Source organism: Streptomyces bohaiensis (assembly GCF_012033785.1).
Classification (GTDB): Bacteria; Actinomycetota; Actinomycetes; order Streptomycetales; family Streptomycetaceae; genus Streptomyces; species Streptomyces bohaiensis.
Genome location: NZ_JAAVJC010000050.1, coordinates 1 through 24,669, shown reverse-complemented (window position 1 = coordinate 24,669; position 24,669 = coordinate 1). Strand labels below are relative to the sequence as shown.

The 24,669-nt window shown below is 71.8% G+C and carries 22 protein-coding genes and 2 pseudogenes; 14 read left to right on the top strand and 10 right to left on the bottom strand.

Features of this window, described 5'->3' with window-relative positions; translation table 11 throughout:
- The first annotated feature begins 573 nt into the window (after nt 1-573).
- Nucleotides 574-2,973: a DEAD/DEAH box helicase gene (locus HCN52_RS08890; protein WP_168087834.1), complete on the top strand. Its 2,400-nt coding sequence runs from the start codon at nt 574-576 to the stop codon at nt 2,971-2,973.
- Nucleotides 2,974-3,435: 462 nt separating this feature from the next.
- On the opposite strand, the gene HCN52_RS08885 is transcribed toward HCN52_RS08890, so the two are convergent.
- Nucleotides 3,436-4,197: a GNAT family N-acetyltransferase gene (locus HCN52_RS08885; protein WP_209314325.1), complete on the bottom strand. Its 762-nt coding sequence runs from the start codon at nt 4,195-4,197 to the stop codon at nt 3,436-3,438.
- Between the two features lie 234 nt (nt 4,198-4,431).
- On the opposite strand from HCN52_RS08885, the gene HCN52_RS26375 reads away from it, so the two are divergent.
- Nucleotides 4,432-4,833 (top strand): DUF397 domain-containing protein, encoded by a 402-nt coding sequence (locus HCN52_RS26375; protein WP_168087833.1) that lies wholly within the window; start codon nt 4,432-4,434, stop codon nt 4,831-4,833.
- Between the two features lie 262 nt (nt 4,834-5,095).
- On the opposite strand, the gene HCN52_RS26145 is transcribed toward HCN52_RS26375, so the two are convergent.
- Complete coding sequence (locus HCN52_RS26145; RefSeq protein WP_312876614.1) at nt 5,096-5,419, bottom strand: hypothetical protein; 324 nt, start codon at nt 5,417-5,419, stop codon at nt 5,096-5,098.
- 714 nt (nt 5,420-6,133) lie between these two features.
- Here HCN52_RS26145 and HCN52_RS08870 point away from each other — a divergent pair.
- Nucleotides 6,134-6,609 (top strand): annotated as a pseudogene (locus HCN52_RS08870) (IS5 family transposase); the annotation flags it as partial.
- Nucleotides 6,610-6,656: 47 nt separating this feature from the next.
- Here the strand turns inward: HCN52_RS08870 and HCN52_RS08865 are convergent.
- Nucleotides 6,657-7,481, bottom strand: coding sequence for a phosphotransferase family protein (locus tag HCN52_RS08865; protein ID WP_168087838.1), 825 nt, complete (start codon nt 7,479-7,481; stop codon nt 6,657-6,659).
- A 351-nt stretch (nt 7,482-7,832) separates the two neighbouring features.
- Nucleotides 7,833-8,261 carry an ArsI/CadI family heavy metal resistance metalloenzyme gene (locus HCN52_RS08860; RefSeq protein WP_168087832.1) on the bottom strand — a complete coding sequence of 143 codons (429 nt, stop codon included), beginning with the start codon at nt 8,259-8,261 and terminating at the stop codon, nt 7,833-7,835.
- Between the two features lie 80 nt (nt 8,262-8,341).
- Here HCN52_RS08860 and HCN52_RS08855 point away from each other — a divergent pair, with 80 nt between their 5' ends.
- From HCN52_RS08855 to HCN52_RS08845, 3 genes are read left to right on the top strand one after another with little or no spacing between them, the layout of a single operon-like run.
- A complete protein-coding gene (locus tag HCN52_RS08855; RefSeq protein ID WP_168087831.1) occupies nt 8,342-8,734 on the top strand; it encodes an ArsR/SmtB family transcription factor in 393 nt (130 codons plus the stop codon).
- Nucleotides 8,731-9,846 (top strand): ACR3 family arsenite efflux transporter, encoded by a 1,116-nt coding sequence (arsB, locus tag HCN52_RS08850; RefSeq protein WP_312876613.1) that lies wholly within the window; start codon nt 8,731-8,733, stop codon nt 9,844-9,846. The genes HCN52_RS08855 and arsB overlap by 4 nt, the downstream gene beginning before the upstream one ends.
- On the top strand, nt 9,839-10,267 hold the full coding sequence (locus tag HCN52_RS08845) for an arsenate reductase ArsC (protein WP_168087830.1): 429 nt from the start codon (nt 9,839-9,841) through the stop codon (nt 10,265-10,267). The genes arsB and HCN52_RS08845 overlap by 8 nt, the downstream gene beginning before the upstream one ends.
- Before the next feature lie 531 nt (nt 10,268-10,798).
- On the opposite strand, the pseudogene HCN52_RS26370 reads toward HCN52_RS08845, so the two are convergent.
- Nucleotides 10,799-10,915 (bottom strand): annotated as a pseudogene (locus HCN52_RS26370) (hypothetical protein); the annotation flags it as partial.
- Between the two features lie 602 nt (nt 10,916-11,517).
- Between HCN52_RS26370 and HCN52_RS25310 the strand changes: the two are divergent.
- The 3 genes from HCN52_RS25310 (at nt 11,518) to HCN52_RS08830 (ending at nt 13,392) form a co-directional block, all read left to right on the top strand.
- Nucleotides 11,518-11,730: a DUF397 domain-containing protein gene (locus HCN52_RS25310; RefSeq protein WP_168087829.1), complete on the top strand. Its 213-nt coding sequence runs from the start codon at nt 11,518-11,520 to the stop codon at nt 11,728-11,730.
- Between the two features lie 133 nt (nt 11,731-11,863).
- Nucleotides 11,864-13,078, top strand: coding sequence for a pyridoxal phosphate-dependent aminotransferase (locus HCN52_RS08835; RefSeq protein WP_168087828.1), 1,215 nt, complete (start codon nt 11,864-11,866; stop codon nt 13,076-13,078).
- A 116-nt stretch (nt 13,079-13,194) separates the two neighbouring features.
- Nucleotides 13,195-13,392, top strand: a complete 198-nt coding sequence (locus HCN52_RS08830) for a DUF397 domain-containing protein (RefSeq protein ID WP_168087827.1) — start codon at nt 13,195-13,197, stop codon at nt 13,390-13,392.
- Between the two features lie 392 nt (nt 13,393-13,784).
- Here the strand turns inward: HCN52_RS08830 and HCN52_RS08825 are convergent, their stop codons facing one another.
- From HCN52_RS08825 to HCN52_RS08805, 5 genes are all read right to left on the bottom strand, one after another.
- On the bottom strand, nt 13,785-14,849 hold the full coding sequence (locus HCN52_RS08825) for a histidine phosphatase family protein (RefSeq protein WP_168087826.1): 1,065 nt from the start codon (nt 14,847-14,849) through the stop codon (nt 13,785-13,787).
- A gap of 371 nt (nt 14,850-15,220) precedes the next feature.
- Nucleotides 15,221-15,940: a phosphotransferase gene (locus tag HCN52_RS08820; RefSeq protein ID WP_168087825.1), complete on the bottom strand. Its 720-nt coding sequence runs from the start codon at nt 15,938-15,940 to the stop codon at nt 15,221-15,223.
- Nucleotides 15,941-16,230: 290 nt separating this feature from the next.
- Nucleotides 16,231-16,809, bottom strand: coding sequence for a hypothetical protein (locus HCN52_RS08815; RefSeq protein ID WP_245174984.1), 579 nt, complete (start codon nt 16,807-16,809; stop codon nt 16,231-16,233).
- A 122-nt stretch (nt 16,810-16,931) separates the two neighbouring features.
- Nucleotides 16,932-17,996, bottom strand: coding sequence for an amidohydrolase family protein (locus HCN52_RS08810; protein WP_168087824.1), 1,065 nt, complete (start codon nt 17,994-17,996; stop codon nt 16,932-16,934).
- Between the two features lie 94 nt (nt 17,997-18,090).
- Nucleotides 18,091-19,197, bottom strand: a complete 1,107-nt coding sequence (locus HCN52_RS08805; RefSeq protein ID WP_168087823.1) for an AfsR/SARP family transcriptional regulator — start codon at nt 19,195-19,197, stop codon at nt 18,091-18,093.
- Nucleotides 19,198-19,487: 290 nt separating this feature from the next.
- On the opposite strand from HCN52_RS08805, the gene HCN52_RS08800 reads away from it, so the two are divergent.
- The 5 genes from HCN52_RS08800 to HCN52_RS08780 all read left to right on the top strand — a co-directional run bounded on the left by HCN52_RS08800 (nt 19,488) and on the right by HCN52_RS08780 (nt 24,608).
- On the top strand, nt 19,488-20,516 hold the full coding sequence (locus HCN52_RS08800; protein WP_312876612.1) for an ABC transporter ATP-binding protein: 1,029 nt from the start codon (nt 19,488-19,490) through the stop codon (nt 20,514-20,516).
- Nucleotides 20,513-21,334 carry an ABC transporter permease gene (locus HCN52_RS08795; RefSeq protein ID WP_168087822.1) on the top strand — a complete coding sequence of 274 codons (822 nt, stop codon included), beginning with the start codon at nt 20,513-20,515 and terminating at the stop codon, nt 21,332-21,334. Before HCN52_RS08800 ends, HCN52_RS08795 begins: the two co-directional genes overlap by 4 nt.
- A 117-nt stretch (nt 21,335-21,451) precedes the next feature.
- Nucleotides 21,452-22,504 (top strand): NAD-dependent epimerase/dehydratase family protein, encoded by a 1,053-nt coding sequence (locus HCN52_RS08790; protein WP_168087821.1) that lies wholly within the window; start codon nt 21,452-21,454, stop codon nt 22,502-22,504.
- Nucleotides 22,501-23,661, top strand: a complete 1,161-nt coding sequence (locus tag HCN52_RS08785) for an FAD-dependent oxidoreductase (RefSeq protein WP_168087820.1) — start codon at nt 22,501-22,503, stop codon at nt 23,659-23,661. Before HCN52_RS08790 ends, HCN52_RS08785 begins: the two co-directional genes overlap by 4 nt.
- Nucleotides 23,658-24,608, top strand: coding sequence for an NAD-dependent epimerase/dehydratase family protein (locus HCN52_RS08780; RefSeq protein ID WP_168087819.1), 951 nt, complete (start codon nt 23,658-23,660; stop codon nt 24,606-24,608). Before HCN52_RS08785 ends, HCN52_RS08780 begins: the two co-directional genes overlap by 4 nt.
- Nucleotides 24,609-24,669 lie beyond the last annotated feature (61 nt).

Genomic DNA, 24,669 nt, shown 5'->3' with positions numbered 1-24,669 from the left:
CCCCAGCGCTTCGCGCTGGGGAAGGCGAGGCGCTGCGCGCCTCGCTTCGGGCCGCTGCGCGGCCCGCGCTCCGCGTTGCGGAGCTGCATCCGCTGCGCGGATGCGCGGTGCCCTTCGCTGCGCTTCGGGCACCGGGGCGGCCCGGGCGCTGCGCGCCTTTCGGGCCGGGGGTCGGCGCTGCGCTCCGACCCTGAAAAGCAGCGGGCTGCGAGGGTGGGGGCTGGCGGTGCATCACGCGCCTGGCCTGTGTGAGCTTTGGGTTCCGGCCCTACCGCCGGGGGCGGCCGGGTCGGATGCCGGCGGGCTCGGGCGCGTGAGTTCTGGGGGTGGACGAGGTGCCCCGGCCCGGGGTCCTCGTCGGAGCTCGCCGGTGGCGGTGCCGGAAGGCACGGTTCGAGGGTGGGGTGCGGGGTGCTCGGGGCGGCGCCGCGCGTCTTCGGGGAGGGGCGGGGGTTGGCCGGATCAGTGTGCATCATCACGTCTCATCACGTGGCACGACTGTGTAGACTTTGGGTTGCTGTGCTACCACCGGGCGGGCCGTCCGGTCCCGGTAATCCGTGAAAGGGCGGGTTCGTGAAATTCGGTGCTCGGACGCTTCATCCGCATCAGATTGAGGCCGTGGACGCCATTGTTCGGGGTCTTGATATCCCGTCAGGGGGTATTCCTGCTGCGGGTATTCGGGGTCAGGTGCATTCGGCGTGCGGGACCGGGAAGACCACGATGGCGGCGGCCGCTGCCCGGCGCCTGGTGCCGAGAGGCCGGACCATCGTGATGATCCCGACGCTGGATCTGCTGACGCAGACCGCGCGCGAATGGCAGGACCTCGGGCACACCGGCCCGTCGGTCGCGGTGTGCTCGCTGACGGATGACGCGGCGCTGTGGTCGATGGACATCCGCGCCACCACCAACCCGGTGCAGCTCGCTCTGTGGCACGGGCAGGGGCCGGTGACGATCTACGCAACCTACGCCTCCCTGCCGGTCCTGGCGGATGCGTTCACCGGCTCCTACGGCCAGCGCCTGGAACCCGTCGACCTCCTGGTGGTCGATGAGGCCCACCGAGTCAGCGGCAGCTTGGGGAAGGCGTGGACCGATGTCCACGACCAGGACCTCGTTCCCGCTGTCCGGCGGCTCTACATGACGGCGACGCCGCGGATCTGGCAGGAGCGGCCGAACCCCGATGTGGAGTCGGGACGGCGGGCGCCGTACCGGGAGGAACTGGCGGCCTCCATGGACTCCCCCGTCTTCGGCCCGGTCCTGTTCGACCTCCCGCTCTCCGAGGCGGTCTCGCGAGGGCTCCTGGCCCGGTACCAGGTGATCGTGATGGAGGTGACCGACCCGGTCGTCACCCCGGAGAAGCTCACCTCGCAGGATCGGCTGTCGAACGAGGTGCGGGGGCAGCGCATGGCGGTCCTCCAGGCCGGGCTCATGCGGACCATGGCCGACCACGGGCTGAAGTCGACCATCACCTTTCACCACCGGACGCGGGAAGCCGAAGCGTTCACGGAGGGGCTGCCGCGGGTCGTCCGCCGGCTCCATGACCGCGAGCCCGAGCGGTTCCCCGAGACGCTGTGGACGGGCTGGCTCTCCGGTGAGCACGAGGCCCACCACCGCCGGAAGGTACTCCGGGAACTCGGGGCCACCGCGCTGCCGGCAGTCCTCGGGAACTGCCGCGTCATGGGCGAAGGCATCGACGCCCCACACGTCGACTCCGTCGCCCTGATCGACCCCAAAGGCGCCCCTCACGACATCGTCCAAGCCATCGGCCGGGCCCTGCGACAAAAGCCCCGGCAAGGGAAACTCGCCTCGCTGATCGTGCCCGTATTCCTGAATCCCGGCGAGGATCTGGAGACAATGCGGTTCTCGGGGGCTTTCAAGCCGCTGACGCGTGTTCTTCGTGCGCTGCGTGCGCACGACTACCGGGCCGTGGAAACCATCGCTCTGCCGCAACATGGTCCCGGTGTGCCTCCCGATCCGTCGCTCATCGGTGAGGCGCCGCCGGAGGGTGCCGAGGGGGTCGATCCGCGGTTGATCCTCCGCTTCTCCACCCAGCGGGACCCCGAGGTGGTCGCGGACTACATCCGGTACAACGTCATCGACGTCGACCGCGAGGACTGGCAGCGCGGCCACCACGCGCTGCGGGAGTACGTCGACCGCGAAGGCCACGCCCTCGTCCCCTACGGCCACATCGAGGAGACCGGCGCCTACCCGCTCGGGCGGTTCATCGCCGAACAACGCCGCACCTACGCCGCCGGACTCATGAACGGACAACGCGCAGCGAAGCTGGAGGCGCTCGGGATGATCTGGGACGCCCCCGACGCCCAATGGCAGGCCAACCTCGCCGCCGCCCACGCCTACTACGAAGACCACGGAACGTTGGCGGCGCCGCGGACCGCCGTCGCGCTGGAGAAGCCCGTGGGGCAGTTCCTGTCCAACGCGCGGCGCCCCGGAGCCCTCACCCAAGCGCGCCAGGACCAGCTCGCGGCGATCGACCCCGACTGGAACGCGCCGTGGCCAGCCGCGTGGCAACGCCACCACGCCGCGCTCCGACTCCTCATCGGCGACGAACCCACCGACACCGCCGCGGCCGCCGTCCCGCCGGGGGTGACCGTCAACGGGATGGACGTCGGCCGCTGGGCGGCGAAGCAGACCGAACCGACCGTGTGGGACGGCCTGCAGGACGGCCAACGTGACCGCCTGGAGGCGCTGGGGCTACACCGCGGCCCGGATGCCCCGGCGGCGGGTCCGGTGCCCGCACAACGCCGCCTGACGGCCTTTGAGAAGGGCGTGGCGGCGATGCGGGCGTGGCGGGAGCGGGAGGGCGACACCCCACCCGGCCGCACCGCCACCGAAACCATCACCATCGACGGCCAAGAAGTGACCGTGAAACTCGGTGTGTGGCGCGCCAACACCCGCGCACGCAAAGCCGGCCTCACCGACCAGCAGCGGGCTGTCCTGGACGAGCTGGGGGTGTAACCGGAGTGAGCACCGGGGCGGCGCCCGACGAGGAGTTCAGCTCCCCGCCGACGTCGAGCAGCAGGCAGGCCCGGCGGGCGGGCCCGAGGCCGGGCGCAGCAGCGGGGGCGGCACAGTTCCCCGGGCCGGGACGGCGGGGAGCTCCTCGCCGGTATCGCGCAGCACCGAGGCGCTGGCGCCGGGGAAGCACGCGGGCCGGAACCGTTCGGGCGGGGCCCGGTGGAACGCGGGCCCGGGACGGCGGCGGGCCCGGCACGGTGGTGAGGCTGGTGACTCAGAACTCTCAAGGTCGTGACAGCGCCAGACCCTGCGCAGTAACGCGCCATGACAGCGAGTCCGCGCCGCAACCTCTCACCCCATGTCAGCGGACCACCGCCCGAGAACATCCACTGAACAGCCTCGTAGCGCAACAACCGAGCCAGCCCAGCTGACTGTTACCACCACTGACACCGAACCGAGAGATCACACGAAGATGTACGGCCGGGTGAATGTGACCACCTCGAAGCCGCGCTTGCGCAGGATTGGTTCGGAGGTGGGCAGCGCATCGGTGACCAGCAGCCGGCAGCCGCGCTCCCTGGCCTGCCGCAGCCGGGAACCGACCACTGCGGTGAAGAAGCCCCGTCGACGGTGGGTGGTCTTGGTCCGGGCGCCCGCCAGCTCGGCGAATGGGCTGCCAGCCTGGAAGTACACCCGTCCGCAGGAGACCGGCTCGCCCTGGGCGTAGGCGATGTGCACGCTCATCGCGTCAGGCTGCTCTTCGAGCAGTCGAGCCAGTTGCCGACGCTCCTCGTCCGCGTTACGCCGACCGGTTTGGCGGGAGATCTCGGCGTAGTCGTCGAGCTCGGCGTCATCGGTCACCTGCCGCACCTCGTAGTCCGAAGTGTCGAGGAGGGCCGCTGACGCCTCGGCGACCGGGAGCATCAGCACCTGCTCCTCCTCCTCAGGCTCGAAGCCCGCTGCTTCGAGCGCGGCAGCCAGGCCCTGCTGCCTGTCGTGGCCGTAGACTTTCCACTCCAGGGTGTAGGCGCCGGACCGGGCGAGCTCCCGCTCTCCTCGGACCAGTTCCGCGACCTCGCCGTCCGCCAGGTCGGCGAAGACGATCCGGCACTCCGAGCCATCCGCCGAGTACTCGCGCACCAGGTCGGCGTGGTCGGCGGCGACACCGCTCGCGCGCCGTAGCGCGTCGAGTTCCGCCAGAATCTCGGTTCTGACTGCTTCGTTCATGTCGGTCCTTCCTCGTCAGAGGCCGGCGAGCGCCGGGGCCAGTGCCTTGTGCAGGGAAGTGTTCATGGAGTCGTCGCTGACGTGCGTGTAGATGGCCAGGGAGCTGTCTCACTCGTGGCCGACCTGCTGCTGGCCGGAAAGCCAGCCTCTCCGACCGTCCTGCAGGAGCCAGCGGGTGCGGCCGGGTGGGCATCATTCCGGGGACAGAACAGTCGAGGGTGGGGGAGGCCGACCATGGGCAGAGAGGAGCGGTTCGCGGGTGCGGAGTTCCGCACCAGCAACTACGCCCAGCCGTCGGACGCGTGCTGCGCTGAGGTGGCGCTGGGCGAGGCAGTCGGAGTGCGGGACTCCAAAGACCCGGACGGGCCGGCGGGTCGGACCGCCCGAGCGCAGCAAGGCGGCCGGAAGTGGGTGGCGGGCGGGCCGGGGCGCAGCGACGGGTCGATCTGGTGGACACCAGCGGCGGCGCTCGGGCGGCCGGCCGGGATGCGGTGGCGGCGCGCAGGCACGGAGGCTGGACGCGGCTTCCCCGTGTTCAGGATTCGGGGTCAAGGCCCCCTGCACATTCAGCAAGGGATAAGCAGACAGCGGCGAAGCTGGCGTCGACATGGACGCGACCCTAGCGGCGCGCCATGACACCTTGCATCACGTTTCCATCCCGGACCAACGCAGCACGGGGCGGACAGCCATCGTCACCGACGGCGAGCACGTTGTCGTCAAACGTCGGCATCTGGCGCAGCAACACCCGTACCCGTAAGGCCGGTCTCACGAAGAGCAGCGCGCCGTCCTGGACGACCTGGGGTGTAGGCCGCCGTGGTCGGCAGGAGGGCCGCGGCAGGGCCACGGTGGCGGGAGGGCATCGGGCTGGTGCCTCCCGCCGCCGTGGCTGCGGGGGTGGTTAGCGTTTGATGCGGCCGCGGATCGCGAGGATGCCGAGGGCGAGGAGGGTGGGTTCGAAGAGGCGGGAGGCCATCTCGATGTAGGTGCCGGGGGTGGTGAGATTCTGTCCGGAGGAGCGGAATACGACGGAGTTCACGGCCACGCGGGTGGCTTTCTCCGCCCGGTCCCAGGATGCCCGGTCGGTCATCGCGGTGTTCAGGACGGGGTCGGGGTTCTTCGTGGTCAGGTCGACCTTCTCTCCCTGGACCGTGCCCGTTGTCGTCGGCGCCGGGTCCTGAGCGGGGAGGCCGAAGCCCATCAGCAAGGCGACGGTCAGGGCCATCGTCGCCGCTAGCCAGCCGAACGCCCGCGAGGCCCGCAGCCCGTAGCCCGTAGCCGGACAGGGCCCAGTAGGCCCACAGCAGGAACCGCTCCCCCTTCGACGTCGCTGCGGCCTTCCGGCGCATCTCGCACTCGCCGTAGTAGAAATCCGCAGCCCCCGGGGAGTCCTTCCCGTCCTCGAACGCCTTCCGCAACTGCCGATACACCGCCGCGACCGCAGCCGGCTGGCGAATCGTGGAGGGGGTGTCGTGGTCCGGGCCCGAACGCCACAGCTCCGGGTCGTGCTCCTCCCCCGCCGCCTGAGGTGCTTGTCCGGCCCTGTGTGCGCGCCAGTGGTGCTCCTCGGCCAGCACACGGCGCTTGGTGAACCGCACCCACCGCCGCGCCCCGGCCCTCCGGCCGGCGGGTGTGAGCGCGAACGTGGTCTCTCCCTCAAGCCCGAGCTGGTCCAGGTGGAACGCGCCGGCGAACCGGCAGCCTGAGAGATCGGCGTCGGTCAACATCAGGTGCGCAGCGTCCACGCCACGTATGGAGACCACCCGCACCGGCCCCGAGGCCCGGAGGCGGGTACTCGGGCCCGTCACCCGATCCTCCAACACCGGATCGCCGTCGCGGTAGGTGAACGGGGCGGCGTGGGTGACCACCGCCACCGGACCAGCACGCGGCCGGAGCCCGCAAAAAAGGGGCCCCGGCCGGCGAACCCTCCGACCACGCCATCAGCCGTTCCCGCGGCGGACTGACCACCAAGACCCACCTCGCCGCCGACGACCGCTGCCGACCCCTCGCGTTCGTCCTCACCGCCGGACAGGCCGGCGACGCCCCCGCCTTCACCCAGGTCATGGCCCGCCTGCGCGTTCCCCGCCCGCGAGGACGACCTCGCACCCGGCCGCATGCGGTCCTGGCCGACAAGGCCTACTCCTCACGCGCGATCCGGGAGCACCTGCGCAAGCGCGGCATCCGGGCCGTGGTCCCCGTCCCCGCAGACCAGCGCCACCACCGGCTCCGCCGGGGGAACCGAGGCGGCAGACCGCCAGTCTTCGACCGCGAGACCTACAAGCAGCGCACACCGTCGAACGGTGCATCAACCGCCTCAAACAATGGCGAGGCATCGCCACCCGCTACGAGAAGACCGCCACCATCCTCCTGGCCGGACTCCACATCGCCGGCATCTTCCTCTGGCCCGCCCGATGATCCAAACAAAACCGCCTAGGGCCCGCTGCCCGGGCCGCGCGTCGCTGTCACAGCATTGCCGTCCGCAACGCCGGGTGGACGACTCGCGCCAGGTCCGCGCCGGCCAGTTCCGCGACGCGGCGTACCAGCAGCGGGCCCCGTTCGGCGTCGGGTGCCTCGCTGGTGAACACCACCGCGAGCATGACAGCCGCGTCCAGCAGGTACAGGCGCCAGCATTCAGCGGTGCGTCGTGGCAGCGGGCGCACTGCTGCGTAGCCGCGTAGGAGGTCCGGGAAGTCGATGCCGTTCTCCGGTAGCCGGGCGTTCTCGTGAATGCGGGCCAGTTCCAGGGCAGGGTCGCCGATCAGGGAGTTCGACCAGTCGACCAGTGCCGTGATGCGGCCGTCGCGGACGATGGTGTTGGAGGCCCGGACGTCCAAGTGCAGGAGCGAGGGCGTTGTCAGGTCCGGTGGTGCCGCTGTCAGCAGCGCGGGGTGCGGAGCGGTGGGCAGTTCCTGCCGTGGGGTCGCCGGCACGTCCAGGGTGGACCAGCGGCGAGCGATCCGCTCGGCGAGGACGGACGGGAACGCGTCGGGGCCGTGTTCGAGGGGGAGACCGCCCGGGGCAGGCAGTTGGTGCAGAGCCGCGATGATCCCGCCCAGCTCCTGCGACCGGGCGACGGTTCCATCGGCCTCCATGAACTCGCACACCAGGACGTCCAGTTCCAGGTGCAGCAGATCGACAAGCCGCGGTACCGGGACAGCCGAGGACGCGAGGTGGCGGTAGACCCGCGCCTCCTGCCGAAGCAGTTCCCGCGGTCTCCACCCAGGGGTCGTTCGCGTTGGAGTCGATCTCGTGCTTCGGCACCCGGAGCGCGACCTCGCCCCCCGCAGGGTGACGCGCCCTCCAGACTTCGAACTCCAGCCCCTGGCCTGCCTGCGAGGGCTCCCCGAGAGAGAGCCCGCACCGCGGAGCGCACCGCGCGGCCGGTCAGGTCGTCAGTAGGTTCAACCATGGCTACAACACTGCTCCCGTAGCGCGTACGTCGCACCGCAGCCACGCGCTGCGGCCACCGGGGCCGGACGGGCGGGCCGCGGTGGTCGGACCGGCGCCCGCGGCGGTGCCGACGCCCGGCTCGGCGAGGCTCCCGCGGCCGACCCGGCCGGGCCCGTTCGGTGAGCCGGTGAAAGTGGCGGGTGTGGCGAGGGTGGGCCCCGGCGGGTTGGCGCCGGGGCCGTGCGGGGTCAGGTGGGGCAACAGGGGCTGGGGTCGAGGGTGTTGGTGGTGCCGCTCTTGCCCAGGGTGTCGGCGTCGGCCTTGACGACGTAGACCTCCCAGGGCTCCTTGCCGGGGCCGTGGACCCAGACCTTGTCCTGGAGGGCGTAGCAGCAGGTGGTGTCGTTCTCTTCGAAGGTGGCGAGGCCGGCTTCGGTGAGTCGGGTGGTAGCGGCGGTGACGGTGTCGGTGGCGTCGACTTCGATGCCGAGGTGGTCGAGGTGGGTGTCGGTGGTGGGTTCGCCTTCGAGGAGGACGAGCTTGAGTGAGGGTTCGGTGAGGGCGAAGTTGGCGTAGCCGGGGCGGCGTTTGGCGGGTGGGGTGCCGAGGAGTGCGGTGTAGAAGGTGATGGAGGCCTCGAGGTCAGGGACGCGGAGTGCGAGTTGGATGCGGGACATGGTGGGACCTCCGGGCTGCTTGTATTGGCGTTTATCGATGCAAGCTTGCGCCTTGAATCGATGAACGTCAAGATAGAAGCATGTCGAAACAAGAGCTTCCGGTTGTGGGCCAGGACATCGCGGAGTGCTGCCCCGCGCTGCTGACCGCCCCACTGGACGAGGAGCAGGCCGAGGCCGTGGCAAAGGTGTTCAAGGCCCTGGGCGACCCGGTCCGCCTGCGGTTGCTGTCGATGATCGCCTCGCGGTCCGGCGGCGAGGTGTGCGTGTGCGACCTGACCCCCGCCTTCGACCTCTCCCAGCCGACCATCTCCCACCACCTGAAACTGCTGCGGCAGGCCGGACTCATCGACTGCGAGCGCCGCGGGACCTGGGTCTACTACTGGCTGCTGCCGGCGGCGACCGACCGCCTGGCCCGCGTCCTGACCCGCCCGGCCGGCGCGCCGCCCGCCGACACCGCCGCGGCCGCCCGGTGAGCGCGACCGGAACCGCCGTACCGGGGCCGCGCGGGGCGCTGTCGTTCACCGACCGGTGGCTGGCGGTGTGGATCCTGGCGGCCATGGCCGCCGGCCTCGCCCTGGGCCGCGCGGTCCCGGGCCTGGGTGAGGCGCTGGCGCGGGTGACCGTCGCGGAGGTGTCCTTGCCGATCGCGCTGGGACTGCTGGTGATGATGTACCCGCCGCTGGCCAAGGTCCGCTACGACCGGCTGGGCGCGGTCACCGGCGACCGCCGGCTGCTGGCGCTGTCCCTTGCGCTGAACTGGCTTCTCGGACCGGCGTTGATGTTCGCGCTGGCGTGGCTGTTCCTGCCCGACCTTCCCGAGTACCGCACCGGCCTGATCATCGTCGGACTCGCCCGCTGCATCGCCATGGTCATCATCTGGAACGACCTCGCCTGCGGGGACCGGGAGGCCGCCGCCGTCCTGGTCGCCCTCAACAGCCTCTTCCAGATCGTCGCCTTCGCCGCGCTGGGCTGGTTCTACCTCACCGTCCTGCCCGGCTGGCTCGGCCTGGAGCAGACCACTCTGGACGTCTCGATGTGGGAGATCGCCCGCAGCGTCCTGATCTTCCTCGGCATCCCCCTGGCCGCCGGCTGGGCCAGCCGCCGACTCGGCGAGAAGACCCGGGGCCGCACCTGGTACGAAGACTGGTTCCTCCCCCGCATCAGCCCCTTCGCCCTGTACGGGCTGCTGTTCACCATCGTGCTGCTCTTCGCCCTCCAGGGCGAGGCCATCACCTCCCGCTCCTTCGACGTCGCGCGGATCGCGCTGCCGCTCCTGGTCTACTTCCTCCTCATGTGGGCCGGAGCAATGGCCGCAGGACGCGCCGCCGGCCTGGACTACCCCCGGGCCACCACCCTCGCCTTCACCGCCGCAGGCAACAACTTCGAACTCGCCATCGCCGTCACCATCGCGACCTTCGGCGCCACCAGCGGCCAGGCCCTCGCCGGCGTCGTCGGCCCCCTCATCGAGGTCCCCGTCCTCATCGCCCTGGTCTACCTCGCCCTCGCGCTGCGCCACCGCTTCCCACCCGCTGACGGCGCCGGACACGCGCCAACCGCACCCACCACGGAGAACGCCCGTGTCTGACCCCACCACCGCAGCCCCGGCGTCCGTGCTGTTCGTCTGCGTCCACAACGCAGGCCGCTCCCAGATGGCCGCCGCCTTCCTCACCCACCTCGCGGGCGACCGTATCGAGGTCCGCTCCGCCGGCTCCCTGCCCGCCGGGCAGGTCAACCCCGTCGCGGTGCAGGCCATGCAGGAGGTCGGCATCGACATCTCCACCGCCGCCCCGAAGCTCCTCACCACCGACACCGTGCATGCCTCGGACTACGTCATCACCATGGGCTGCGGCGACGCCTGCCCGGTCTTCCCCGGCAAGCGGTACCTCGACTGGGACCTGCCCGACCCCGCAGGAGCCGGCATCCAGACCGTCCGCACCATCCGCGACCAGATCGAACACCACGTCCGACAGCTCCTGACCGAACTCCCCCTCCCCACCACCAACTGACGCCACCCACCACCACAGCGCGGCCCGTAACGCCCCCTCAGGGCGCCCAGCGTATCGCGCAGCAGTCCAGCAGGCGGGGACGAAGGCGGGGCGGCGGTCGCCCTGCCCGAGCCCACGCTGATGTCCTTGCGTATCGGGGTTGACTGAGCTCGTTCCGCTTTGACGGACACTATCGGTGTGGCGCTCAGGCTGTGATAGCTCTCGTAGTCGGCAGGACTGCGTAGCCCAGGCTGTCGTGCAGATGGTGCGTCGTTCACCAGCTCTCCATGGAGGCGAATATTGCGGCACGGGCGATAGTCTTCCCGTTGGCCAGATGGTGATCTCACAGAGCTCGCGCTTGATGGTGGCGAAGAACGACTCACAAGCGCGCGTTGTCCCAGTACTGTCCGGTGCGGTCGGCCGACAGCTGGACTTGGAACGCCGCGTCCGGGCCAGCGACCTGTCGCCTGGTGCATTGACGTCCGCAATCCGAGTGGAAGATCACCGGGATAGATAGGACGACGTTGGCGGCAGGCGGCTTTAGGGCGTCGTTCACCAGGTCGGCCGCAGGTGATCGACGGTTGCCCAGCCGACCAATCGGTGGGACGCGATGTCGATGACGGTGGCCAGGTAGAGCCATCCTTCGTCGGTCGGGAGGCAGGTGATGTCGCCGCGCCAGCGACAGCACGGTGGAGGGTCCTTTCCGGCCCTGCCTTCATCTCACCGTGCTTCTCCAGCGGTCGACGAGCCCACAGCACTCATGTCATCGTGCGCAGATTGTCCAGTTCGCGGCTGATCGCGGCCCGCAGCTCGACTCCGTCGGCGGCGACGGCGACCTCCACCTCGTCCCTCCTTCGGCCTCTTCCGCAGCCCTGACGGTGAGCCCGGCAGCGAGCAGGACGCGCGGGAGGCGGTCACTGTCCTCCACCGGTACGGTCCCATCGACCGAAACCGCGGCAACGGGCCCACCGCCATCCGGATACACGCCCTCACCGCCCGCGCAAACCTCGCCGGCTCCTACTGGTCGGCCGGGCGCACCGGCGGCCATGACCTGAGGGGAACGGGGCCTGGCCGACCGCAAGCGCCTCCTCGGCGCCTACCATCCCGATACGCGAGTGTGGCGGCGCCGGAGCGGTGGCGTGGTGAGGCGAAGTGAACACCGACCGCGGCGCCCCTGAAGCTGGAACGCGGGACAGTCTGCTGGAGCTGCGCGGTGACAGCGAGGAGCGTCATCGACGGGCGGTAGCCACTGGAGGGTGAGGGAGACCGCGGTGGGCAGAGCGGAACGGTTCGAGGGTGCGGAGTACCGCACCAGCAGCCACTCGCAGCCGCACGGCTCGTGCTGCGCCGAGGTAGCGCTGAGCGAGGCGGTCGGGGTACGGGACTCCAGAGTCACCGGCGGAACGACGGTCGCGTTCGAGCGGACGGGCTGGGCCCGTCTCATCGACGGACTGACAGGCCTGCCGACAGGCCGCCACGAGTGACGGCCTTGAGGAAGACGTGGGAGCGATGCGGACGTGGTCGCGTTGCGGTGGGGGTGGCGGTCTGTGGTTGGTAGAACCGTGTCTGAAGCGTCACGAATGTGATGAGTGGGTCTGTGCACAGGGAGGACAGCGCGTGGAGTTTCGTCAGCCGAGCAAGCTCAGGAACGTCTGTTACGAGATCCGGGGGCCGGTGATCGAGCAGGCGAACATGCTGGAGGAGGCCGGGCACAGTGTGATGCGGCTGAATACCGGCAATCCGGCGCAGTTCGGGTTCGAGGCGCCGGAGGAGATTCTGCAGGACATCATCCGCAGTCTTCCGCTGGCGCACGGCTACACCGAGGCGCGCGGGATTCTGCCCGCCCGGCGGGCCGTGGCGCAGCACTACCAGGAGCGGGGGCTGGTGGATGTCGGGGTGGATGACGTGTTCCTGGGGAACGGGGCGTCGGAGCTGATCACCATGGCGGTGCAGGCTCTGGTCGATGACGGTGACGAGGTTCTGATCCCGGCGCCGGACTTTCCGTTGTGGACGGCGGTGACGACGATGGCCGGCGGTACGGCGGTGCACTACGTGTGCGACGAGGGTGCGGAGTGGTTGCCCGATCTCGATGACATGGCCGCGAAGATCACCGACCGGACCAAGGCCGTGGTGGTCATCAACCCGAACAACCCCACCGGGGCCGTCTACCCGCGGGAGGTGCTGGAGGGGATCTTGGACCTGGCGCGGCGGCACAGTCTGATGGTCTTCGCCGATGAGATCTACGACAAGATCCTCTACGACGATGCCGTGCACCACTCCTGCGCGGCGTTGGCGCCGGACCTGGTCTGCCTGACGTTCAACGGCCTGTCGAAGTCCTACCGCGTGGCGGGCTTTCGCGCCGGGTGGTTGGTCGTTTCCGGTCCGCGGCAGCACGCCACCGACTACCTCGAAGGACTCACCACACTCGCCTCGATGCGGCTGTGTCCGAACACCGCCGGTCAGCACGCCATCCAGGCCGCGCTCGGGGGCCGGCAGACGATTCAGGACCTGGTCCTGCCCGGTGGCCGGCTGCACGAACAGCGCGACCTCGCCTGGGAGAAGCTCAACGAGATCCCCGGCGTCAGCTGCGTCAAGCCCAAGGGCGCGCTCTACGCCTTCGCTCACTTGGACCCCAAGGTCCACCGCATCCACGACGACGAGAAGTTCGTCCTGGACCTCCTGCGAGCCGAGAAGATCCAGGTCGTCCAAGGCACCGGTTTCAACTGGCCGCGCCCGGACCACTTCCGCATCCTCACCCTCCCCCACGTCCGCGATCTCGACCACGCCATCACCCGCATCGGGGCCTTCCTCGCCGACTACCACCAGGGCTGAGCCCCGCCCCGCACGGCAGCGACCGAGCAGCAGCGGGCCGTCCTGGAGGAGCTGAGGTGCGACCGGAGTGGGCATCATCGAAGGGACGGGGGCGGGCCGAGAGTGAGGAGACCGTGATGGGCAGAGCGGAGCGGTTCGAGGGTGCGGAGTTCCGCACCAGCAGCTACTCGCAGCCGCACGACTCGTACTGCGCTGAGGTGGCGCTGAGCGAGGCGGCGGTCGGGGTGCGGGACTCCAAAGACCCCGGCGGGCCGGTGGTCGCGTTCGGTCGGGAGAGCTGGGCCCGGTTCATCGACGGCGTTGCGGGCCGCTGACGAACGCCGTGAGGGGCCGTTCGGGGTTACGTTCGACCGGCGCCCCGGGCGGTCCCTCACCGCAGCGATTCACGAGCGGCGCCCACGGCAGAGCTCTCAAGGCTGAGGCAGCGCCAGACTCTGCGCGGTAATGCACTGTGAGGGCAGTTTCACGCACCATCTCTCACCTCGTGTCAGCGGGCCGCCTCCCGCGAACAGTCACCGACCAGCCATGAGCGCAACAACCGAGCCGGCCGGGCTGACTCTCACCACACGGACCCCGGACCGAGAGATCGCACGTGGCCTGTGGAAGTCGACCGCGCCGACGTGGTAGCGACGCGCCTCGTTGGCGACCGCCCGTGCCTTGGCGGCAGGACCGAACCCGAGGGGTTCGGTCCTGACTGCGACCGGCTTCATGCGACGTCCGTCCTCAGGGGCGACCACCCCACGCCGGACGACTCACGGTTGATGAAGTCGATCTTCCCTCGGTCGTTGGGGGCGAAGGAGAACAGGGAGAAGGCCGCGTGCCCGAGATCCAGGGCCCGGTCGACCTGCACGGGCGCCCCGAGCAGTCGGGAGATCGTCCAGGCGTGTGGCCCGCGGTGGCCCACGACGGGCACCCGCTGCCCGGCGCCGCGCGCCACCACGTCGTCGAGGAAGCCGCCCACGCGCGCCACCGCGGCGTCGAGCGTTCCCTCACCGGCAGGCGACCGAAGGTCGCTGTCGCCGGGGACTTCGTCTCCTCCTCCCCCGGTCACACGGTGCACCTCGGCGATGGGGAATCCGACCGGCGAGGGGCAACAGCGTTCCCGCAGAGCGGGGGCCGCCTCGATCGTGGCGTCACAGGAGGCGCAGGCGATCTGTGCTGTCTGGAGCGCGTGTGCCGTGTCCGAGGCGTACACGGCGGTCGGTGCGAACCTCTCGACGGCGGGCCGCGCCGCGAGGGCCTGCGCCCGGCCCCGCGCCGACAGCGGTACTCTCCTGGGGTCCGGGTACTGCCCGTACGGGTAGTCGGGCTCGCCGTGGCGCAGGAACAGCACCCGCACGCCCTGGTCCGGCTCCCCGGTCCCGCCCTCGGTGTCACGGGACTCCACGATGTCCCGGATGTCGGCCGCGACCTCCTCGGGAGGCATGTCCCGCACCGACAGCATGGTGCCGCACGGCTCGAACCGACCATGGAGTTCGCGGATGCGATCCGTCGGGACCTGAGCGGATTCGGTTCTGCTCGCATTCCTGTCGAGCAGGTCCCCAAGGCCCACGTCCAGCGTGAAGACGTCCGGACGAACTCCGGACCTCGCCATCTCCAGGCACATCGAGTCCACGAAATCCGGATCGAAAGAGACACCATCGATCACCGCCGTAAAGCCACCGCGCGCATAGGAGAGAGCAAGGTCGACACACGCACGTTCCGATGTCTCCAGCGCCATGCGGGAGACATCGCGCGGCTTGGCGAGATAGCGCAACGCATCATTACTCACACGCACCGAGGGAGTCAGTGCCTCTCGACGCAGCGCGCCCGTGGTCGTCTTCCCCGGAACCAGGAAGCCCTCTCAGGAGAACGACCCGCCTGGCCATCTGCGTCACCGTGTCCTACCCCTTCCTCGTGAGCCAGCATGCCCCTCAGCTGCCTCCACCGACAGCTTGAGCGGGTTTGACGCGAGGATTGTCCTTGCCGAGACGTGTGCGGCCGATAGCGAGGCGCGAAAGCAGGGGGCGAAGGCCTGGTGCTGGGCTGCACCCGCGTATCGCACCGAAGCACCCGCGCTGCGAGTCCGCCGATGCCGACGCACGTCACAGGAGGTCTGTCACGGCGCCGAGGAGCAGCGTCGTCGTGTCGGGGCTGTACCCGTCAGGGTGGTGAGGGCGGGAGGAGGGCGAGGACGAGGCGCACCGCGTCGTCGAGGGCCGAAGCGCCGCCCTCGCCGGTGGCCGGGTCGAGCGCGCGCCAGTCCCTGGCCTGGGACAGCCAGCCGGCCCCGGTGGCGTCCAGCATGACATCGGGGGCGACCCGCCGTTGCCGGCGCAGAAGGGCGGCGAGGGCCGCCCGTGCCTTGTCCGTCCAGTCACCGGCGCGCAGCGCGACCTCGGCCAGGATCAGGGCGGACATGCCCCAGTCGATGCCGGGCGGCCCCTCCAGGGTGTTGTGCCAGTCGATGACCACCGGGCCGTCGTCGGTGAGCATGACGTTGTCGGGATGCAGGTCGAGGTGGAGGACGCGGTCGCCGGGACTGTCGGGGGACCGCGGCGGGACGCGGTGGAGGCGGCTCAGGAGGTCGGCGAGGGTGGCGCCGGCTTCGGCCGGGGTGATCTCGCCCTGGCGGAGTGCCTGACGCATGGACAGCCCGTGGAGGCGTTGCAGCACGAGGTCGGTGCGCCGCAGCCGCTCCCGGTTCTCCGGGGAGAGCTGCCGGACTCGGGGCACCGGGTAGCCGTGCTGTGCCAGGTGAGCCATGACGGAGGCCTCGCGGGTGGCGTCGTGATCCGCGCGGTAGCGGCGCAGCACCCAGTCGTGGTCGAGGGCGAAAACGTCCGCGCTGCGGCCGGAGCCGATCAGCTCCCCCCTGTCCATGACGGCGCCTGCCTCTCAGAGTCTTTCGGGGGCCCCTGGCACGGCCCGCGCCGTGGCGTCGCAGGCGGTCGGCGGCAGGGATCGGTGTCGCCTCCGTACCGGTCGTGTCCGGGCACGGTCCGACGGCGCGGCAGGGGCCGTGGCCGGGCCCGTGGGCTCGACACGGGGTCCGGGTCGCCCGCTCGCCGACCGGCACTCCGGGGAGGGGAGGGCGAGGTCGGCGGGTGGCGGTCCCGCGCGCCGGGCTGCCCCGGAGCGGCGCGCGGGGCCGGTGCGGTGCTGTGCTCGGGTCAGCCGAAGTTGACCTTGAGGTACTGGTCGAAGAGGCGCTGGGAGGGCGCCGAGTCGTCGGCCTTGGTCACGACCGCGCAGCGCACGGTCTGCCCGCAGACCACGCCGGGCGCGATCTCCGGTGTCAGGGCGAGCGCGGCGTCGAAGTCCCCACGGGAGGTGTTGTACGTCGCCCCGGGCGCTTCCAGGCACGGCGCGGGCTTCTGCGTGTAGGTGGAGGTGTCGCCGACGGTGACCCCGTCGGGGATCGCGCACATCGCGATGTCGATGCCCTGGCCCGGCTTGTAGCCGCTGCCCACGATGTTCACCGTGCCGCCGGTGGCCGACAGTTCCAGGCCCGAGCCCGCCGCGCGCAGCAGGTACCGCTGGCCGTCGACCGACACGCCGCGGACCGCCACGGCGTAGGGGGCGGCGGTCGCCGTCCCCGCCATCGTGAGAGCCAGCACGGCGGCCGAGGCCGCGGTGAACAGGGCGCGAAGGGCGGTTCTCCCGGCGGGCTTCGCCGATCTCCTCGTGACGGTCGGCGTCGTCTGCTTCGTGCACGTCGTCTGCGTCGTCTGGTACGCGGGAGGCGTCATGCTCCTATGACAGGGCGCGTCTCGCGGCCCGGCAATGGTGGGCGTCAACTGTCCGGTCATCGTCGCGGGCGGGGAGGGGTGCGTGCTCCGCGGTGGGGCCGCGCGGCGCGGCCCTGTCGGTCTCAGCGGGGTACCGCCGTCCGTACGACCGCGCCGCGCAGGACGACCGCGGCAGGGCGGTCGAGGACGCTCAGGTCCGTGCGCGGGTCGGTGTCGTACACCACCGCGTCGGCCGGGGCGCCGGGGACCAGGCCGGGCAGGCCGAGCCAGGACCGTGCCGCCCAGGACGCGGCGGCGAGCGCGTCGTGGGGGCGCACGCCCGCCCGGACCAGTGAGTGGATCTCGTCGGCGATCCGGCCGTGGGGCCGGGAGTCCGTTCCGGCCAGGAGGGTGACGCCGGCCTCCACGGCCCGGACCACCAGTTCGGGGTGCGCGTCCGCGCCCTGCAGGTACCAGTCGCGCGGGGCGCCGTGCGGTGCGTGGGCGCGGATGTCCTCCGCGGGGGCCTGGACCATGGTGAGGGTCGGGGTGAGGGCGGTGCCCTGCGCCGCCATCCGCGCCAGGAGACGGGGGTCCAGGCCCATGCCGTGTTCCAGCGAGTCCACGCCGGCTTCGACGGCGGCCGCGCAACCGGACTCGTGCATGGAGTGGACGGCGATTCGGCCACCGGCTGCGTGCACCGCCTCGACCATCGCCGTGAGGACGTCGACGGGGATCGCGTTGCCCTCGTGGACCCAGTCGGCGACGACCTTGACCCAGCCGGAGCGCCGCGCCTGCTCGGCCGCGGCCTCGGCCATCTGCGCGTGGTCCAGCCGCCGCGCCCAGCCGTCGAAGTACTGGCCGTGCTGGGTGATCCAGCGGCCGGCCCACCACCCCCTGGGGAGAGCGGGGTCGGTGCCGAACCAGCTCGGTGGGTCCTCCGGCAGGCCCGGCACCCGGACGGCGGTGACCCCGGCGTCGAGATGGCGGTTCAGGTCTGCGCGGAGCAGGTCGGTGTCGAACGGCGCGCCGTTCCCCTCGGCGATGCCGGGGTGGGTGTGGGCGTCGACCAGCCCCGGCAGCAACCAGCCCTCGATCACCGTTTCCGCGCCGGGCGCGGGGCCGGTGGCCCAGCGGTCCCCGTCGGAGCGGAGGTCGACGGGCTCGCCGTCGGGCAGGGCCCGGCCGCGGATCCGCACTACGGTCATGGCGTCGCTCCTGAGGTCGCGGGCGTTGTCTGGGTCGGTGGCCGCCGGCGGTCCGACCGGTCGGCGGGGCGCGGGGCGGGGCGCCCGGGGGTGGTCACCGTGGTTGCCGCTCGCGGGGCGGCGGAGCGCTGTCGAGGCCGGGCCGGGGAGGGGCGGGCGTTCCCGGTGGGGTGCGGGGCACGGGCGGCGCGGCAGGGGCCGCGGGGGCCATCGGGTGGAGGTGGGTGGTGCCCGGTTGCACGGCGCTCACGAGCGCGATGCCCTCGTCCAGGGCCGGGTCCGGGACGCCGGAGCTGTCGCCGGGGGCGGCGCGCCCGGGCAGGATCACGGCCGTCAGAGCGGGGTCGGACTCCGGGCCGGGCCCGGTGAGGGCACCGCGCACGGCGTCGGCGGCCGCGCAGGCCCGCTCGGCCGCGGGGGTGGTGCCGTCGACGGGGAAGACCGCCGCTCGCAGCGAGCCGAACTCGACGCAGAGGCGGCCTCCGTGGCGTTCCGTCATCGCGCGGGCCGCCGCGCCGTAGCGCGACTCGGCGTCGGCTGCCGCGGGGAGGAGGCCGGGCAGGGCGGTGCTCTCGGTGGTCAGGACGAGGACGGTGCCGTCGCCTGGCGCCAGGTGGCGTTCGGCATCGGTGCGCAGCTCCACCGCGCGGAGCCGCTCGGGCCAGCGGTCCGACGGGTCCCGTCGGCTGCCGGTGCCGCCGGCGGGGCGGGTGGCCGTCGTGGGCCAGAGGGCGAGGGCTTCTCGCAGGAGGGCCAGCCCCGGCGCGCAGCTGCCCGAGCGCAGCCGGGCCAGCCCTTCCCGGGCCAGTCGTTCGAAGCGCAGGGCGTCCACCTGGTCGGGGTCGACCCTCAGGACGTACCCCGACCCGTGGGTGAGCAGGATGACGGCCGGCGCGCCGGTACCGGTGCCGGGCTCCGCTCCGGCCGCACGCCCCGGTCCGCCCGACGGCGCCGGAGCCGTGTCGTACCACTCCTGCGCGGTCAGCGCGGCGCGGAGTTCGGAGACGACGTTCTGGACCATCTTGCGGGCTGTCCTGGGCAGCGTCTCCTGCCACAGGGCGCGCAGCAGGTCGTCCACCGGGACCACCGTGTTGGCCCGCAGCGCCAGGTAGCGCAGGACGGCGCGGTGTTTCGGCCCGCCGAGCGGCAACGGGGGCCCGCTCAGCGAGACCTCGACCGGGCCGAGCACCCGAACCAGCATCCGGTACCTCCCACTGTCCGCCGTCTCGGTCCTCCGCATCAGACACCGCCGGCGGTGCGGACGGCCGCTGTGGGCGGCGGGTCCTAGGGGAATCCCCAGCGGGGCGGCTCGTGGATTACTCCCTGATGAGCAGCGGATGGCGGCACGCCCTGGCTGTGGCGGGCCGCTGACGGCAGCCTGCGGGCAGGCCACGTGTCTGGTGAAGGGATCAGGGATGCGGGTGCTGGCTGCTGGTACCGGGAGGCTTCGCCGTGGCGCCGCCTGAGGGCAAACCGCCGGGAGGTTCCACCGTGACGGCGGACGACGGAGCCGTGACCGCGCGCGGCCTGGTCAAGGTGTACCCCAAGCGGGACCGTCCGGCGGTGGACGGGGTGTCGTTCGCGGTGCCCCGCGGGGAGGTCTTCGGGCTCCTGGGCCCCAACGGGGCGGGCAAGACCACCACGATCGGGGTGCTCACCACCCGGGTCGTCCCGACCCGGGGCGAGGCACGGGTCGGCGGGGTGGACCTGATGCGCGACGGTGCTCAGGCGCGCCGGGTGCTGGGCGTGGTCAGCCAGCACAACAACCTGGACCGCGGCCTGAGCGTCCACCAGAACCTGGTCATGCACGGCCTGTACCACGGGCTGCCGCGCCGGGAGCGCCGGCGCCGGGCGGACGCGCTGCTGGAGGAGATGGGACTCGCCGATCGGGCGGGGGACCGCGTCGACCATCTGTCGGGCGGCCAGCAGCAGCGCGTCAAGATCGCCAGATCGCTGCTGCACGAACCGTCGGTGCTCTTCGTCGACGAGCCGTCCACCGGCCTGGACCCCCAGTCTCGGCTGTTCGTCTACGACAAGCTGACCGAGTTGCACGAGCGGGGAGTGACGGTGGTCATCACCACGCACGACATGGAGGAGGCCGCACGGCTGTGCGACCGCGTGGGCATCATGGACCGCGGTCGGCTGATCGCCCTGGACACCCCGGCGGCGCTGACGGCCTCCCTGCCCGAGGGCACGCATCTGGACCTCGCGGTGGACGTCGGGACGGTGGGCGCTCGCCAGCTCGCGAAGGCGCTCGCCGAGTGCCCCGGGGTCGAGTCCGTCGAACAGGTCGAGCCGGCCTCCGGCGGGCGGACGGGCACCGGAACGGCGGGCGGCTCCGAGGAGGACGACGGTGCGCCGACACGGTTCCGGCTGCGGACCGAGGCGGACCCGACCCCCGTGCTGGCCGCGGTGCTGCAGGTGATCGGAGGGCTCGGCTGCGAGGTGCGCGACGTCGGGGTGCGACGGCCGAGCCTGGAGGACGTGTTCATCGGTCTGACCGGCAGGGGGATCCGATGAGCGGTCAGGTCACCGAACCGGAGCAGCGGGCCGGGGGCGGGCGGCGGTTGGTCCGGGCGTGGCACGGGTTCCGGGCCGCGCTGTGGCGGGACCTGTTCGTCATGGTGCGCGAGGTGCCGCGCGTGCTGGCGCAGACGGTCGTCCAGCCGTTCTTCATGCTGCTGGTCATGGGGCATGTGCTGATCCAGATCGGCTACGTCCGGGAGGACTACGCCGCGATCCTGCTGCCGGGCATCCTGGCGCTGACGACCTTCCTCGGCGCGTTGCAGAACACCGCGCTCGGCCTGGTCTTCGACTTCTCGGTGACGCGGGAACTGGAGGACCGGCTGCTGCTGCCGGCTCCCCTCTACACGGTGGCCCTGGCGAAGATGGCGTTCGGTGCGCTGCGGGGGGTGCTGTCCGGGGTGGTCATCGTGCCGATCGGTTTCCTCGTCCTGGACCTGTGGTGGACCCCGGGTCAGATGCTTGCGGCGCTGCCGCTGGTGGTGCTCGGGGCGTGCTGCGGTGCCGCGGCCGGCCTGTGGCTGGGGACCGCGGTGGAGTCCCGCAACATCGCGGTCTGGTTCGCCATCGCGGTGACGCCGCTGACCTTCACCGGAGCCATCCAGTTCCCGTGGCCGATGCTGTCGGACACCCTCTGGTTCCAGATGCTGTGCGCGCTCAACCCGCTGACCTATCTCAGCGAGTCGCTGCGCGCGGTCACGGTGCCGGCCGCCCCCCACATCCCGTTGCCGATCGGGCTGACGGTGCTGGTGTTCTCCGTGGTCGTCGCCGGGGCGCTGGGCATCCGGGGCTTCCGCGCCCGCGCTCTCGGCTGAGCCCGTCCGGCGGCGGAGGTGCGGCGTTCGCGGCGGGTGAGCGGCGCCGCGGCCCGCCGGGGCGGCCCCTGTCCCCCTTCCCTCACGCGTACAGCGGACGTTAAGGAGTTGGTCCTGATGAGCCCTGCGGCTCGACCGAGAAGTGCCCCGCCGGGGGCACGCCGTGTGGTGGTGACCGGCGGCGCGGGCTTCCTCGGCTCCCATCTGTGCCGGGCGCTGCTGGCGCTGGGCGACGACGTCGTCTGCGTCGACAACCTGAGCACCGGGCGGACGGAGAACGTCGCCGACCTCCTCCCCCGGCCGGGTTTCGCCTTCGTCGAGGCCGACGTCACCGAGCCGGTGGCGGTGTCCGGCGAGGTCGACCTCGTCCTCCATCTGGCGTGCGCGGCCTCTCCGGTGGACTACTTCCGGATGCCCGTGGCGACGTTGCGCAGCGGCGGCCACGGCACCTACCACCTGTTGTGTCTGGCCCGTGACAAGGGGGCGCGGTTCGTGCTCGCCTCCACCTCCGAGGTGTACGGCGACCCGCACGTGCATCCCCAGCGTGAGGACTACTGGGGGAACGTCAACCCGGTCGGGCCGCGATCGGTCTACGACGAGTCGAAGCGCTTCTCGGAGGCGATGACCGTCGCCTTCCGCAAGGAGTTCGGGCTGGGCACCGGTATCGCGCGCATCTTCAACTCCTACGGCCCCGCAATGCGCGGCGACGACGGGCGGGTCGTCCCGACCTTCATCACCCGGGCGCTCGCCGGTCGGCCGCTGCCCGTCATGGGGGACGGCCACCAGACCCGGTCGCTGTGCTACGTGGACGACACCGTCGCCGGGCTCCTGGCGCTGGCCGCGAGCGAGGAGGCCGGCCCGGTCAACATCGGCAGTCCCGACGAGATCACCGTCCTCGACCTCGCCCGGCGTGTGGTGGAGCTGACGGGCGGGCTGTCGACCGTGGAGTTCGTCGAGAACCACCCGGACGACCCGCGTCGTCGCAAGCCCGACATCGCCCGGGCCGAGGCCGTCCTGGGGTGGCGCCCGAGGGTCCCGCTGGCCGAGGGGCTCGGCCGCACCGTCGAGTGGTTCGACCACGCCCCAGCGCCGACGGACGCGGCGGCGTCCGCCTCCGCGGCGTCGCCGCACTCCCCCGCCGTCCCCGCTTCCGGAGGTGCCCGCCGATGACCACCACTCCCAGCGTCGCTGTCGTGGGCGGCGGCTGGAGCGGCTGTACCGCCGCCCGGCTGCTGCTCGACCGCGGGTACCGGGTCCATCTGTACGAGCGGGACCAGCAGCTCGGCGGGCACTCGCGGTCCGAGGTGCTCGGCGGCGTGGTCTTCGAGCCGAACGGGCCCCACATCTTCCACACCTCCGACAGTGCGGTCGCCGAGTTCGTCGGCCGGTACGCGATCGGCAGGCCCTTCGAGCACCGGGTGCTCACCGAGATCTTCCTGGAGGACGAGGAGGAGCCGCGCTATCTGGCCTGGCCGCCCCAGGTCGACCAGTTGCGGGAGCTGCCGCTGTGGCCGCGGATCGAGAAGGAGCTGGAGAACCTTCCCGCCACGCCGTCGACGGCCAACTTCCAGGAGTACTCGGAGTCGGTGATGGGGCCGACGCTGTACGGCCTGTTCGTCCGCGAGTACACGGTGAAGCAGTGGGGCCGCGAACCGCACGAGTTGTCGGCGGACTTCGCACCGAAGCGGCTGGATCTGCGCAGCGACGGCAACACCCGTCTGTTCCGGGACCGTTGGGAGTTCTTCCCGGAGCGCGGTTTCCAGGAGGTCATCGAGCAGATCGCCCGCCCGGTGCCGGTGACGGTGGGGGCGACCCTCGGGCTGACCGACCTGGAGGAGCTGGCTCGGGAGCACCAGGCGGTCGTCGTCACCGCCGCGCTCGACGACTTCGCCGGGCGGCCCGGCTCCCTGGAGTGGCGGGGGATCCGGACGGTCTCCCGGTACGTCCCGGTCGACGACCCCGCTGCCACGCTCACCCCCGGCTACCAGGTGAACCGGCCCTCCCTGCGGCGGCCTTACACCCGCACCATCGAGACCAAGCACGCCACCGGGCAGCGGATCGGGGCGACGGTGGTCAGCGAGGAGTACCCCGGGGCGCCGCACCGGCACTACCCGGTCCCGACGGTGGACTCCCGCAACGAGCGGCTCAACGACTCCCTCAAGCGGGAGATCCGTGAGACGGCGCCCCTGCCGGTGTTCTTCTGCGGGCGGCTGGCCAACTACCTGTACATCAACCAGGACGAGGCCATCGCGCAGGCGATGGTGTGCGCCGAGGAGGTCGACGCGTTCCTGGCCTCGGCCGGTGGCCGGACGGAAGGGGCGTCATGAGGGTGCTCGTCACCGGCGGGGCCGGCTTCATCGGCTCGCACGTGGTCGACCGGCTGCTCGTCGAGGGGCACCGGGTCAGCGTGGTCGACGACCTGTCCACCGGAGCGCTGCACAACCTCGACCGCGCCCGTGCCCTCGGGTTCGCGGAGGCCGACCTGCATGCGCTGGACATCGCCTCCGAGGCGGCCGGCGAGGCCATCCGCTCGGCCCGGCCCGAGGTGGTCGTGCATCTGGCGGCGCAGCCTTCGGTGGCGGTGTCCATGCGCGATCCGCTGCTCGACGCGCACAGCAACGTCACGGGGCTGCTGCGGGTGCTGACGGCCGCCCGGGACGCCGGCAGCCGCAAGGTGGTCTTCGCCTCCAGTGGCGGCACCATCTACGGCGAGCCCGACCCGAGCACGCTGCCCCTGACGGAGAGCGCGCCGCTCGCGCCGCGCTCCTTCTACGGCCTGTCGAAGAAGTACGGCGCGGAGTGCGTGCGGCTGTTCGCCGAGGAGTACGGCCTGGACCAGGTGTCCCTCGCGCTCGGCAACGTCTACGGGCCCCGGCAGAACCCGCAGGGTGAGGCCGGGGTGATCGCCATCTTCGCGCAGCGCCTGCTCGCCGGGCGGGACTGCGTCGTCTTCGGTGACGGGCTCAACACCCGGGACTACGTGTACGTCGACGACGTCGCCGACGCCTTCGTCCGGGCCCTGGACCGGGGCAGCGGGCTGATCAACGTCGGCACCGGGGTGGAGACCTCGGTGCTGGACGTCCACGCCGCTCTCGCCCGGGAGGCCGGGACGGTGTCGGCGCCCGTCCACGAACCGGCCCTGGCCGGGGAGGTCCGGCGGATCTCGCTGGGGGTGGGACGCGCCGCCGACGCGTTGGGGTGGCGTCCGGCGACCCCGCTGGCGGACGGGGTGCCGGAGGTGGTCGCCTGGCTGCGGGAGGCCGGCCGCGGCTGAGCACGCGAGCGCGCCGTCCGGGCGCGGGGGGGGGGGGGGGGGGGGGGGGGGGGGGGGGGGG